Source organism: Georgenia sp. TF02-10, assembly GCF_022759505.1.
Lineage (GTDB): Bacteria > Actinomycetota > Actinomycetes > Actinomycetales > Actinomycetaceae > TF02-10.
Genome location: NZ_CP094289.1, coordinates 1,936,026 through 1,948,174, shown reverse-complemented (window position 1 = coordinate 1,948,174; position 12,149 = coordinate 1,936,026). Strand labels below are relative to the sequence as shown.

Here is a 12,149-nt window from a genome sequence, read left to right as displayed (position 1 = left end):
GTGCTTCTCGTGCCGGTCGCGCCGCCGGCCGGGGGGCGGCCGCCGACGGCGGCGGGTGGGTCAGCCCTTGACGCCCGTGGTCGCGATGCCCTCGACGAAGTGCCGCTGGGCCAGGAAGAACAGGATGATCATCGGGATGGTGGTGATGACGCTCGCGGTGACGACGATCTCCCAGTTCCAGTTCCCGCCGAAGCCGAACTGGTCGAGCATCGCCTTCAGGCCGCGGGGCACGGTGAAGGTGTCCGAGTCCCGCAGGTAGATCAGCGGTGCCATGAGGTTGGTCCAGGACGCCTGGAACTCGAAGATCAGGGTGACGATGAGCGCCGGCCGGCACAGCGGGACCGCGATCCTGCTGAACATCCGCCAGTTGCTCGCCCCGTCCACCCGGGCGGCCTCGAAGATGTCGCGCGGCAGCCCGAGGAAGAACTGCCGGAGCAGGAAGATGTAGAAGGCGCTGCCGAAGATGTTCTGCGCCCACAGGGGCGTCAGCGTGCCCACCTGGCCCAGCTGGTTCCAGATCAGGAAGACCGGGACCATGGTGACCGCCCCGGGCAGCATCATGGTGGCCAGCACCACCCCGAAGAGCGGGCCGCGGCCCTTGAACCGGAAGTACGCGAAGCCCCAGGCCACCATGGCGCTGGAGATCGTCACCGCGGTGGCCGCCAGCACGGTCACCAGGACCGTGTTGAAGATCCACAGCGCGAGCGGGGCCTCCTGCCACACCCGCACGTAGTTCTCGAGGGTGAAGGTGTCCGGGATGATCTTGTTGTCGAAGACCTCCCCGCGTGGCTTGAAGGAGGCGCTGATCAGCCAGATGAACGGATAGATGAACAGGGCGGTGAAGGCGACCAGCAGCACCCCGACGATGATCTTCACCGGCAGCGGCCGCTTGGACCGGTCGCGCCGGTAGTGCGGGCGGGGCTCGTTCGTCACCGCGCGCTCGGCCACCTCCAGCCGGGCGCCCGCCTCGGTCGAGGTCATCGCTGCTCCCCCTCGTAGTAGACGAGCCGCCGGCTGAAGATGAACTGCACGCCGGTGATGATCATGATGATGAGGAACAGCAGCCAGGCCAGCGCCGAGGCGTACCCCATGTGCAGGAACTCGAACGCCTGCTGGAAGAGGTAGATCGCGTAGAACAGGGCCGCGTCGTTGGAGTAGTTCGACCCGAAGAAGGCCGTGTACGCCTCGGTGAACGTCTGGAAGCTGGCGATCGTGTTGACGATGACCAGGAAGAAGATCGTCCCGCTGATCATCGGGATGGTGATCTTGGTGGTGCGCTGCCAGAAGTTCGCGCCGTCCACCTTCGCCGAGTCGTACATCTCGGCCGGCACGTTCCGCAGCGCGGCCAGCAGGATGATCACCGTGGACCCGACCGACCACAGCGCCATCAGGACCAGCGCGGGCTTGACCCAGTTGGGGTCGGTGGTCCAGTTCGGGCCGTTGACGCCCAGCCACCCGAGCGCCTTGTTGATCAGGCCGCGCTCCCCGTTGAAGAGGAGCAGCAGCAGGATCCCGACGGCGACCGGCGGGGTCATGTTCGGCAGGTAGAAGGTGGTGCGGAAGAACCCGGAGGCCCGGCCCGCCTCGTTGAGCAGCATCGCCAGGAACAACGAGAAGATGATCTGCAGCGGCACGACGAGGACCGTGTAGAAGGTGGTGTTCCACAGGGCGTCGGCGACCTTCGGGTCGTTGACGAGCTGGCGGTAGTTGTCCAGCCCGATGAAGGTCGGCGCGTTGATGACGTCGTAGTCGGTCAGCGACAGGTAGCCGCTGTAGAGGATCGGCCAGACCGTGAAGATCAGCGCGCCGACGATCCACGGGCTGATGAAGAGCAGGGCGGCGAGGGTGTTGCGGCGGCGCTGCTTCCGCAGCCCCGGGCGCGCCCGCCCGCTGGCGGGCGCGCCCGGCCGGCGCGCGGCCGGGACGGTGGCGGTGGCCACCGGTCAGCCCTCGTCCACGGCGGCCCAGGCCTTGTCCAGGGCCGCCTGCGCTTCCTCCTGGGCCTGGTCCAGCGCCGCCTTCGGCTCCTGCTGCCCGTTCAGGACCCGGTTGATCGCGTCCTCCCAGGCGGTCTTGACCTCGGCGTCGGCGGGGCTCGCCGGCGCGCTGACGGCGTTGTCGTTGGCCTGGTACATCGCGTCGATGGCGGTGTTCCAGGGCTCGCCGGCGTCGGGCACCATCTCCCGGATCATCTCGTCGGCCCGCTCGTTGCCGGTGAGCAGCCCGGTGAAGATGCCGCCCTCCTGCTCCCGCAGCGCGATCCGGTTCTCGGCGGCGGCGATCCAGGTGTCCACCTCGGTCATCACCCGCGCGTACCGGCAGGCCGCCTCGGGGTTGGCGGCGTCGGCGGTGATGGCCCACGCGCTGCCGCCGGCGTAGCTCAGCGGCTCGCCGTCGAGACCGTAGAAGGCGTCGAAGGCCACCGGCGCGTCCGGGGAGACGTCGTTGAGGATGTTGATGTACCACTGCTCCATCGGCATGGCACCGAGGGTGTTGCTGGCGTACTGGTTGCCCTCGCCGAAGAAGTCCGCGGAGTCGCGGAAGGCCTTGACGTTGCCGAACCCGCCCTGGGCCTGGTAGATGCCGAAGGCGAACTCCAGCGCCTCCAGCGCGGCCGGGTCGTTGATGTGCGCGGTCCGGGCGTCCTCGGACAGGATGTCCACGCCGTTGGCCTTGGCCCAGAGCGGGAAGAACTCGGGCAGCTTGGAGTCGTAGCCGATGACGCTCAGCTTTCCGCCGGAGGTCTTCATGAGCGCCTGGTTGGCCGCGGTGATGGCGTCCCAGTCCTTGCCGTTGACGTCCTCGATGGTCAGCCCGGCGGCGCCCAGCAGGTCCTGGTTCGCCATGGTGATCTGCACCGTGTTGAACTCGGGGATGCCGTAGACCTCGTCGTTGAAGGTCACCTGCTCGATCGTGTTGTCCCGGTAGTCGTCGATCTCGATGCCCTCGCCCTCGATGCACTGGGTCAGCGGCATGATCGCGCCGCGCGAGGCGAAGGAGCCGATCTGGTCGCGGGCGGCGTAGATGACGTCCGGCGGGTTGCCCGAGGCCACCGAGGTCAGGAACTGCTGGATGTCCAGCGCGCCCTCGACGTGGTTGATGGTGACGTCGCCGAGCGCCTCCTCGGCGCGCTCGAAGCGGGACTCCGCGACGTCGTCGCCGAGGGCGAAGCCCATGATCTCCATCTCCCCGGACAGCTCGGACCCGGAGTCGAACGCGAGGTCCTCGGCGGCCTCACCGCCGCCGCCGGGGTCGGAGGTGCCCTGGGCGCAGGCGGCAAGGGCGAGGCCGGCCGCGACCGTGACCGCGACGCCTCGTGCGGTTCGTACTCTCATCGCTTCTCCCTCGAGCTAGGGGTGCCGTTGCGGGGCACCACATCCACCGCCCGGGGCTCGGCGGGCGTCAGCACTGCTGGTTCTACCAGTGCGGCGGACCGGCGTGCACTTCGGGCGCCTCCCTGCGCCCGTCGACGGCGGTGGTCCCTCGTCGACCGTCACCTGGTCGTGAGAACGTACCCACGCCCGAGAAGAAGTGTCAACGCTCCTGCTGGTTACGATCCGGGCACAGTTCTCCCGTTTGTGGTAAAGGGGTCATTCCGGGCGGGTGGGCGGGCACCGCGGCCCCGGCGGTGACGGCCTGGTGTCCGGGCCGGCACGCCGACGGCGGTAGACACGCTGGCGTCACCGGGCCGGCACGCCGACGGCGGCGAGCACCGCCCGCAGCCCGCTGACCGGGGAGCTGAGCACCCGGCCGCCGTACCCGTCGCCCGAGCCGCCAGTCACCAGCCCACCTGCCCCGCCGGAGGCGAGCGCGTCGGCCATCGACGCCTGGGCCAGGACCAGGACGTCGGCGTCGGCGACGGCCCGCTCGACCGCCGCCCGGACCCGCGCGTCGTGGCCGGCCTGGTCGCCCCGGGCGCGCGCCTCCGCCGCGTCCGGGACGACGTTCGCCGCCACGTCGACCACGGCACCCGCGCGGGCAGCCTCGGCCTGGAGGAGGCGGCGGGTGGGGCCCAGGGTGGCCGCCACGGTCGCCAGCACGGCGACGCGGCCGCGCGCACCGGGGGCCGCGGCGCGAGCGACGGCCTGCGCCGCCATCGGCCGGTCCACCCGGAGCACGGGTACCTTGCTGCCGTCGTCGGCCAGGTCCGCGCACTCCCCGATCGAGGAGCAGGTCACCAGCACCGCGCCGACGCCCTGCCCGGCCAGGTACCGGGCGTGGGCCACGGCCCGGTCCCGCACGGTCGCCGTGACCTCCCCGTCCCTGACCACCTGGGCGAGCAGCGCGGGGTCGACGACGTGCAGCACCTCCACCGGCCCGCCGAGCCGGGCGGCCAGGCGCTCGAAGCGCTCCGCCAGGGCAGGGACGGTGTGCACCATGCCCAGGCGCGCGGTCATGACTGCCCCCAGGGGCGGGCGTAGGTGTCGACGACCTCGACGAGACGGTCCAGGCGCGGAACCGCGACCTCCCGGAGCCGGGCGGGGACGTCGTCGGCGCCGACGACGTCGCGCCACAGGGCTCGGCCGGCGAGGAAGCCGCTCGCCCCGGCCTGGCAGGCGGCGGTGACCGCGCCGAGGTAGTCGCCGGGGTCCACGCCCTGGGAGAGCACCACCCAGGGCCCGGTGATCCGCGCGTCGAGCCGGGCGCAGGCTGCGCGCAGCTCCGCCGGCGGCCCCTGGCCGGCGCGGGGCACCTGGACCTTGTACAGGCTCTGGCCCAGGCCGGAGAGCTCCTCGGCGGCCTCGCCGATGGCGGCGTCGGCGTCCCAGGTGCCGGCCGCCAGCTCCTCGGGGGTGGCCCGGACCACCGGCTCCAGGACGGAGAGCACGCCCAGCCGCCGCGCGGCCCGGACGAACTGGTCGGCCATCTCCGCCCGCTGCGCGCGCCGGCGGTCGCGCCGCCAGACCACCAGCAGCTTCACCGCGACCACACCGGTGAGGTCCAGCTCGGGGGCCAGGACGACGTCGTCCAGGTCGGTCTCCTCCACCGGCCCGCCCGGCTCCTGGGTCAGGGCGTCGGCGGCCAGGACGAGCCCGGTGGTCGGCGGGAGCAGGCCGGTCGCCCGGACCTGGTCGAAGCCGTAGTGCCGGTCGATGAGGAAGCCGGAGGCCCGTGAGCCGAGGAGCGCGGCGACGGCGAGCTTGAACTCGACCAGGCGGGCGTCGGGCACCCTCCCCACACCGGCCTCGGCGAACATGGTCCGCAGGCTCTCCCGCTGGTCCATCGCCACCATGGCCAGGCCGCCCGCCGACCTGGCGAGCGCTCCAAGAGTGGGCCGGGCGCCGTCGTCGGCGGCGGGGGTGGGGATCATGGCTCTCCTCGGGTCGCGGCTCGGCGGAACCGGCGGAAGTGCTCGTCGTAGGCCGGCTCCGGCACCCGGCCGGTGGCGCTGGTCGCCAGCGGGGCCGGCTCGGCGGTCAGGCCGCTGCGGTGGGCGGCGAGCAGCGCGGCGCCGGCGGCCACCGGCTCGGGGTCGGCCACGCTCCGCAGCCGGGTCGGGCCGACGGCGGCCTTGACCTGCAGCAGCGGGGAGCCCGGGGCGGCGGCCGACCCGAGCACGACGACGTCGTCCGTGGCCGGGTCCGCCCCGGCGAGGCGGGCCTGCTCAGTGTGCATCCACCGGGCGTGCAGGCTCAGGCCCTCCAGCAGCGCGCCGGCGAGGTCGACGAGGTCGTGGTGGGGGCGGCGCCCGAGCACCCGCGCCCGGGCGCCGGGGTCGGGCGCGGGGGTCTGCCGCCCGCGCAGGTAGGGCAGCACGAACAGGCCGGTCCGGGGCCCGGGGCGGGCGGCGGCGCGGGCGAGGAGCTCGGGGACGGGCTGGCCGTCGGCGTAGCGCTCGGCGAACCACCGCACCATCTCCCCGGCGCTGGGCGACCCGGCGACCAGGGCGTCGTGGCAGCCGGTGACGGTGCGGACCAGGCTCATCCCGGCGGCCGCCACCGCCGCCGGCTCTGGCCGGGCGCCGAGCACCCGGACCACCGCCTCGGCGGTGCCGAGGGAGTCGGCCACGTCCCCGGGCGTCCGGACCCCGGCGGCCCAGGCGCCGACGGCATGGTCGTGCCCGGCGACGACCACCGGGGTGCCGGCCCGCAGCCCGGTGGCCGCGGCGGCCTCGGGGCGGACCCGGCCGGCGGTCTCGGTCGGCACGGCGACGGCGGGCAGCTGGTCGGGGCGCAGGCCGACCTCGGCGAGGAGGTCGGGGTCGAAGCCGGGCGGGAACGGGTCGCCCGGGCCGGGCAGGCGGTAGGCCATGGTGCGCCCGGCCAGGGTGTGGTCGGTGGCCAGCCGGCCGGTCAGGGCCAGGACGAGGAGGTCGGCCGCGCCGGCCCAGCGGTGCATCGCCGACCAGCGCCCCGGGTCGTGGGCGCGCAGGTGGGCCCAGGTCGCCAGCGGCACCTTCCCGCTCGGCCGGACGCCGGTGGCGGTGAACAGCTCGGCCGCGCCGAGCCGGCCGGCCAGCGCGGCAGCCTCGGCGCTGGCGCGGTGGGGGTCCCACCGGACCAGGTCGCCGAGCGGCCGGTCCGCGCCGTCCAGCGGCACCCCGGTCTCGGCCATCCCCGCGACGCCGACGCACGCCGGCGGGACGTCGGAGCGGGCGAGCACGTCCCGGACGAGGCCGACGGCGGCGGCGACCAACGCCGCGCCCGCGCCGGGGGTGGGCACCGCCGCGGAGGCGACGGTGACGGGACGGGCCGGCCCGGGCTCCGCGGGCCCAGGCTCTACCGGTCCGGTCCCGGCCGATCCGTTTCCGGCCGGCGCGGGGGCGGCTGGACCGGGGTGGACCGGCGTGGCATCGACGTCGACGAGCACCGCTTTGAGGTTGGTGCTGCCCACGTCCAGGCCCAAGCTCCGCACCCCACCAGTCTGTTCGCCGAAGAACCACACGGGCAAGGAAACGGCTCGTGGATTCACAGGTGGGTGCCCAGCCGGTTCTCCCCCCCACTCGCTGGAGACAGGCCCCCGGGGAACGGCCTGGAGCCCTTCCGCCCTTCCGAAGCCTGGGCGCGAAAGGTGGCGCCCCCTCCACCAAGCCCCCGCCGCGCAGCTCCGGGCATAACCGTGCAGCCGGGGCCGTCACCGACGCTCCGCTCGTGCTGCTGCGGACGCGGCCCAACCTCTGGCGACGTCGACATGGTCACCACCACCGTGGCTCGGGCAGCATGGCCGCCGCCCCGGCACGCGGTTCGCCCGGGGCGTGCCGCAGAGGTCGATCCGCTGACCTACGCTCGGCATCCTCGGCGCTTTCACCGGCATTGCGTCTCCCGGCGCGCCAGGAGTGTCAGGTCAGTACGCTCCGCATATGAGTGACCCGCAGGGGCAGCGCGAGATGACCTGGGCTATCGGCGGAGCTGTCGTCGGGCTTCTCCTCGGCGTGATCATCGGCCTGGTCACCGATATCGGTGTGGCACTCGGGATCGGCATCGGAATCGCTATCGGCGCCGGGCTCGCCACCGCCGGATGGCTGTACGTGCGAAGCACGGCCGGACGCGACAGGCGAGAGTGATCTCGCCCCGTCCCGGGGCCGTAGGGCTGGCTGGAAAGGCTGCGCCGTAGGGCTGACTGGACAAGGCTGACGGCGACCAGCCGGGATCAGCGGCTTAGGGCCCAGCCTCCCCCGGTCGTGACGGGCCCCTTCCCGGTCCGGCGGCGCCGGCGGTGACGGCTCGCCCGGCGCGCCCCAGGCCGCGGCATGGAGGGTGGGGCCGCCGCCGGGCCCGCCGGAGCCGCCGTCGGCCCAGCCGGAACTACCGGAGCCGCCGTCGGCCCAGCCGGAACTACCGGAGCCGCCGTCGGCCCAGCCGGAACTACCGGAGCCGCCGGCCGCCGAGCCGGGAACGGGCGGAGCCGACGACCGGTCAGGCGCCGGCGGCCGGGGTCAGCTCGCCCTCCGGAGCGGCGGGCAGCACCACGCGGCCGCCGTGCTCGCGGCACTCGTGCACGAGGGTGTCCAGCGTGCACCGGCCGGCGTCGTCGACGGTCTCCACGCGGACCAGGTCCAGCGTGACCGCGCCGCCGACGACGTCACGGATGCCCTGGAGCAGGAGGCGGAACTCGGTGGCGGCCGCGACGTCGAGCCGGCCGCTGGCCACCGCCGTGCGTGCTCGGCCGTCCTCGCCGAACCTCATCACGAGCTGCACCGCGCCACCTCCCCGGACGGCCTGCCTGGACGCTTGCCGGTGACCGACACCTCCGCTGGATCGAGAAGCGCTTCTGACGATAGGCCGCTTCTCCCGTCTCGGCCACCCACTCCTCCCACGCCCGTCCCGGGCCGCGGGCGGGCGCGGCGGTGCCTATCCTCGGGCTACCCGCCGGCGCCCCCGGTCGGTCCCGACCCGCCGGGACCCGGGCACCCGGCACGAGCGAGGAGGTCACGTGAGCCGCGCCACGTCCGCCGACCGCGGACCGGTCCTGCACAACGGCCGCCACGAGACCGCCGACGAGCGCGCGGACCGCAACTGGAGCGAGCTGCTCCAGGAGCTGCGGGTGACCCAGACCGGCGCCCAGATCCTCACCGGGTTCCTCCTCACGCTGCCGTTCCAGCCGGCCTTCGACGACCTGCTGCCCGAGCAGGTCGGCCTCTACCTCGTCCTCGTCGTGCTCTCGGCGCTGACGACCGTGCTCGTCGTGACGCCGGTGAGCGCGCACCGCCTGCTCTTCCAGCGCCGGCTCAAGGGCGCGCTCGTCCAGGCCGGGCACCGGGCCGCGCTGGGCGGGCTCACCAGCCTGGGCCTGGTGGTGGTCGGGACGGTCGTGCTCATCTTCGACGTCGTCCTGGGCCGGACGCCGGCGGTCGTCGCCGGCGGCGCCATGCTGCTGCTGCTCGCGGTCGGCTGGGCCGCGCTCCCGCTGCTCTTCCGGCGACGGCGGTAGTGGAGGCGCTCCTGCTGGCGGGCCAGGCCGCCGCCCTGGCCGGGCTCGCCTGGCCCGGCCGGCCCCGGTGGGCGCTGCCCGCCGCGGTGCGGGCGGCCGCCGCCGGGTCCGCCGCGGCGGGCGCGGCGCTGGCCGTGGCCGGGGCCGCCGCCCAGGGCCGCCGGCTCACCCCGCGGGTCCGGCCACCGGCCGGCGCGGCGCTGCAGACCACCGGCCCCTACCGGCTACACCCGGCACCCGATCTATACCGGCCTGGGCGCCGCGGCGTGGGGGGTGGCGGTGCTCCGCCGCCGCCCCGGCCCGCTGCTCGCCGCCCTCGCCCTCACCGCGGTGCTCACCGCCAAGAGCCGCGCCGAGGAGGCCGCGCTCGCTGCCCGGTTCGGGGACGCCTACCGGTCCTACGCCGCCCGCACCCCGCGGCTGCTGCCCCGTCGCGCTGCCGGTCAGGCCGGCCAGCCCAGCACCAGCTGACCCACGGCCAGCACCGCGAACCACACCGCGGCCGCCGCGAACGGCAGCGCGAGCACCCGGTGGGGGCGGCGGCGGAACCAGAAGGCCGCGCACCCGGCCAGCACGAGCCAGACCACCAGCAGCAGCGCCACCGCCCAGCCCGGGGCGAGCCGCCCGGACGTGAGGTAGGCCGGCAGCACCGCCAGGAGCAGCACCAGGCCCGCCGCGGCGACCCCGGTCCCCTCGCCGGCCACCGGAGCCTCCCGCCGACGGCCGCCCGCCGGCTCGTCCCGCGCCCGCCCGCCCGACGCCTGGTCCCGCGCGCCCGACACCTCGTCCCGCCCGTGCCCGGGCTCGCCCGACGGCGCCCCGTCCCGCCCCCGCCGTCCCTCGCCTCGGGCCTGGCCCGGGTCCCGCCCGCCACGCACCCCACCGGACATGACCGGAGCGTACGGCGGCGCCATCGTCGGGCCCGTCCCGGACCCGCTCCGCGGCCGCCTCCCCGCTACCGGTTCCGCATCCGGCCCCCATCAGGCACGATCAGGACATGGAATCGGTGGCCGCGCCCGGCCTCGCGCTCGACGTCGAGCTGGCGCACCTGCACGCCGTCGTCGGCGAGGTGCACCAGGCGATGCGCCAGGTGGTGGAGGGCAACGACGCCGCCGTCAGCACCGCGCTGACCGTCCTGCTCGCCGGCGGCCACCTGCTCATCGAGGACGTGCCGGGCGTGGGCAAGACGCTGCTCGCCAAGACCCTGGCCGCCGCGGTCGACTGCACGGTCCGCCGCATCCAGTTCACCCCCGACCTGCTGCCCAGCGACATCACCGGGGTGAGCGTGTTCAACCAGGACACCCGGGCCTTCACCTTCCGGCCGGGGGCGGTCTTCGCCAACGTCGTCGTCGGCGACGAGATCAACCGGGCCTCGCCGAAGACCCAGTCGGCGCTGCTGGAGGCGATGGAGGAGCGGCAGGTCACCGTGGACGGCCAGACCTACTCCCTGCCCCGGCCGTTCATCGTGATGGCCACCCAGAACCCGCTGGAGATGGAGGGCACCTACCCCCTCCCAGAGGCGCAGCGCGACCGATTCATGGCCCGCATCTCCATGGGCTACCCCTCCCCCGCCGCCGAGCTGGCCATGCTCGACACCCACGGCGGCGGCGACCCGCTCGCGGCGCTACGCCCGGTCACCGACGCCAGCACCGTGGCCGCCCTGATGGCAGCGGTCCAGCGCCTGCACGCCGGCCCCGCGGTGCGCCAGTACGTCGTCGACCTGGTGGCCGCCACCCGCGGGCACCGGCACCTGCGGCTGGGCGCCTCCCCCCGCGCCGGGCTGCAGCTGCTGCGCGCGGCCCGCGCGCACGCCGCCATCGAGGGCCGGGACCACGTCCTGCCCGACGACGTCCAGGCCCTCGCCGTCGCCGTCCTCGCCCACCGGGTGCTGCTCTCCGGCGAGGCGGAGATCGCCCGCCTCGACGCCCGCGAGGTGCTCGCCGCGGTGCTCGACGAGGTGCCCGTCCCCCGGGCGCCCCGGTGACCACCGTGGCCCCGCGGCTCACCCCGCGGCTGACCCGCCGGGGGCAGGCCTTCGTCGGCACCGGGCTCGGCCTGGGCGGTGCCAGCGCCCTCCTCGGCTTCCCCGACCTGACCCGGGTCGGGGTCCTGCTGCTGCTGCTGCCGGTGCTGGCCTACCTGACGTCCTGGCGGCGGGCGCCCCGCCTGGCCGTCACCCGCACCGTCAGCCCCGCGGCGCTGCGCCCGGACGAGCCCGGCCAGGTCCGCACCGAGGTCCGCAACGAGGGCCGCCGCACCTCCCTCAGCCACCTCGCACAGGAGCGGCTGGACCCCACCCTCGGCGGGCCGGCCCGGTTCGTCGTCCCGGCCCTCGCCCCCGGCCGGCGGCACACCGTCGCCTACCCGGTCCGGGGCCGGGCCCGCGGGGTGCACCACGTCGGCCCGCTGGACCTGCGCCAGGAGGACCCCTTCGGGCTGACGCTGCAGCGCCGCCGCCTCGGCGGCGCGGCGGAGGTGCTCGTCCTGCCCGAGGTGGTCGACCTCACCGGGCTGGCCCCGCCCGGCACCGGCGTCACCGGCCCCGGCCCGGTCCCGCACCTGGTCGCGGTGCACGGCGAGGACGACGTCAGCACCCGGCGGTACGCCCGCGGGGACGACCTGCGCCGGGTGCACTGGCCGGCCACCGCCCACCGCGCCGAGCTCATGGTCCGCCAGGAGGAACGGCCGGCCCGCCAGCGCGCCACCCTCGTGCTCGACCCGCGCCGGGCGGCCCACCGCGGCACCGGCCCGGCCAGCTCCTTCGAGTGGGCGGTCAGCGCCCTCGCCTCCGTCGCCGCCCTCCTCGCCGGGCAGGGGTTCCAGCTCCACCTGGTCACCGCCGAGACGGCCCGGGACGCCGCCGTCGACCGGCCGCTGGGCCGGGAGGCCGTGCTGCGCCACCTCGCCCTGGCCGGCACGGCCGAGGGGGACCTGTCCGACATCGTCCACGCCACCTGGTCCGTCGCCGGCGGCCTGGTGGTCGCCGCCGTCGCGGACGCCGCCGTGGCGGACGCCGACGGCGCCGCGCTGGACCGGCTGGCCGCGGCCCGCCCGCCCGGCACGACCGGGGTGCTGCTCCTGCTCGACGCGGCCACCTTCGCCGGCGCCCCGCCGTCGCCGGGCGCCGCGGGCCGGGCCCACCGGCTGCGGGCCGCCGGGTGGCGCAGCACGGTGGTCCGGGCCGGGCAGCCGGTGGCCGACGCGTGGGCGACGGCCTGCTACGACGACGCCTGGGCGGTGGCCCGGTGACGCCGCCGGGCGCCGTCCCGCCGGGCAAC

The 12,149-nt window shown here is 75.4% G+C and carries 13 protein-coding genes; 5 read left to right on the top strand and 8 right to left on the bottom strand.

What is annotated here, in order from left to right; genetic code table 11:
- Positions 1-60 precede the first annotated feature (60 nt).
- From MF406_RS08780 to MF406_RS08755, 6 genes are all read right to left on the bottom strand, one after another.
- A complete protein-coding gene (locus MF406_RS08780; protein WP_242897638.1) occupies positions 61-981 on the bottom strand; it encodes a carbohydrate ABC transporter permease in 921 nt (306 codons plus the stop codon).
- Positions 978-1,940: a carbohydrate ABC transporter permease gene (locus MF406_RS08775; RefSeq protein WP_242897637.1), complete on the bottom strand. Its 963-nt coding sequence runs from the start codon at positions 1,938-1,940 to the stop codon at positions 978-980. The genes MF406_RS08780 and MF406_RS08775 overlap by 4 nt, the downstream gene beginning before the upstream one ends.
- Positions 1,941-1,943: 3 nt before the next feature.
- Entirely contained in the window at positions 1,944-3,335 is a 1,392-nt protein-coding gene (locus tag MF406_RS08770) for an extracellular solute-binding protein (RefSeq protein ID WP_242897636.1), read from the bottom strand.
- A 345-nt stretch (positions 3,336-3,680) separates the two neighbouring features.
- Positions 3,681-4,397 (bottom strand): aspartate/glutamate racemase family protein, encoded by a 717-nt coding sequence (locus tag MF406_RS08765; protein ID WP_242897635.1) that lies wholly within the window; start codon positions 4,395-4,397, stop codon positions 3,681-3,683.
- On the bottom strand, positions 4,394-5,311 hold the full coding sequence (locus tag MF406_RS08760; RefSeq protein WP_242897634.1) for a hypothetical protein: 918 nt from the start codon (positions 5,309-5,311) through the stop codon (positions 4,394-4,396). The genes MF406_RS08765 and MF406_RS08760 overlap by 4 nt, the downstream gene beginning before the upstream one ends.
- Positions 5,308-6,855 (bottom strand): L-fuculokinase, encoded by a 1,548-nt coding sequence (locus MF406_RS08755; RefSeq protein WP_242897633.1) that lies wholly within the window; start codon positions 6,853-6,855, stop codon positions 5,308-5,310. Before MF406_RS08755 ends, MF406_RS08760 begins: the two co-directional genes overlap by 4 nt.
- A gap of 445 nt (positions 6,856-7,300) precedes the next feature.
- Here MF406_RS08755 and MF406_RS08750 point away from each other — a divergent pair, with 445 nt between their 5' ends.
- On the top strand, positions 7,301-7,504 hold the full coding sequence (locus MF406_RS08750; RefSeq protein ID WP_242897632.1) for a hypothetical protein: 204 nt from the start codon (positions 7,301-7,303) through the stop codon (positions 7,502-7,504).
- A 352-nt stretch (positions 7,505-7,856) separates the two neighbouring features.
- Here MF406_RS08750 and MF406_RS08740 read toward each other — a convergent pair whose 3' ends face one another.
- Entirely contained in the window at positions 7,857-8,138 is a 282-nt protein-coding gene (locus MF406_RS08740; RefSeq protein WP_242897631.1) for an STAS domain-containing protein, read from the bottom strand.
- 235 nt (positions 8,139-8,373) lie between these two features.
- On the opposite strand from MF406_RS08740, the gene MF406_RS08735 reads away from it, so the two are divergent.
- Complete coding sequence (locus MF406_RS08735) at positions 8,374-8,871, top strand: DUF6328 family protein (protein WP_242897630.1); 498 nt, start codon at positions 8,374-8,376, stop codon at positions 8,869-8,871.
- Between the two features lie 273 nt (positions 8,872-9,144).
- Positions 9,145-9,342 carry a hypothetical protein gene (locus MF406_RS08730; RefSeq protein WP_242897629.1) on the top strand — a complete coding sequence of 66 codons (198 nt, stop codon included), beginning with the start codon at positions 9,145-9,147 and terminating at the stop codon, positions 9,340-9,342.
- Here the strand turns inward: MF406_RS08730 and MF406_RS08725 are convergent.
- Positions 9,315-9,761 (bottom strand): hypothetical protein, encoded by a 447-nt coding sequence (locus MF406_RS08725; protein WP_242897628.1) that lies wholly within the window; start codon positions 9,759-9,761, stop codon positions 9,315-9,317. The genes MF406_RS08730 and MF406_RS08725 overlap by 28 nt on opposite strands.
- Positions 9,762-9,868: 107 nt before the next feature.
- Here MF406_RS08725 and MF406_RS08720 point away from each other — a divergent pair, with 107 nt between their 5' ends.
- Both MF406_RS08720 and MF406_RS08715 read left to right on the top strand, forming a co-directional pair.
- Positions 9,869-10,855, top strand: a complete 987-nt coding sequence (locus MF406_RS08720; protein WP_242897627.1) for a MoxR family ATPase — start codon at positions 9,869-9,871, stop codon at positions 10,853-10,855.
- The gene (locus MF406_RS08715; RefSeq protein WP_242897626.1) at positions 10,852-12,120 is read left to right on the top strand and encodes a DUF58 domain-containing protein; all 1,269 of its coding nucleotides are present in this window, start codon (positions 10,852-10,854) and stop codon (positions 12,118-12,120) included. Before MF406_RS08720 ends, MF406_RS08715 begins: the two co-directional genes overlap by 4 nt.
- Positions 12,121-12,149 lie beyond the last annotated feature (29 nt).

Bases quoted from the DNA above. Each gene is read 5' to 3' on its own strand.
- MF406_RS08765 (WP_242897635.1), bottom strand. From the start codon at position 4,397: ATGACCGCGCGCCTGGGCATGGTGCACACCGTCCCTGCCCTGGCGGAG.
- MF406_RS08750 (WP_242897632.1), top strand. From the start codon at position 7,301: ATGAGTGACCCGCAGGGGCAGCGCGAGATGACCTGGGCTATCGGCGGA.
- MF406_RS08720 (WP_242897627.1), top strand. From the start codon at position 9,869: ATGGAATCGGTGGCCGCGCCCGGCCTCGCGCTCGACGTCGAGCTGGCG.
- MF406_RS08760 (WP_242897634.1), bottom strand. From the start codon at position 5,311: ATGATCCCCACCCCCGCCGCCGACGACGGCGCCCGGCCCACTCTTGGA.
- MF406_RS08770 (WP_242897636.1), bottom strand. From the start codon at position 3,335: ATGAGAGTACGAACCGCACGAGGCGTCGCGGTCACGGTCGCGGCCGGC.
- MF406_RS08725 (WP_242897628.1), bottom strand. From the start codon at position 9,761: ATGTCCGGTGGGGTGCGTGGCGGGCGGGACCCGGGCCAGGCCCGAGGC.
- MF406_RS08780 (WP_242897638.1), bottom strand. From the start codon at position 981: ATGACCTCGACCGAGGCGGGCGCCCGGCTGGAGGTGGCCGAGCGCGCG.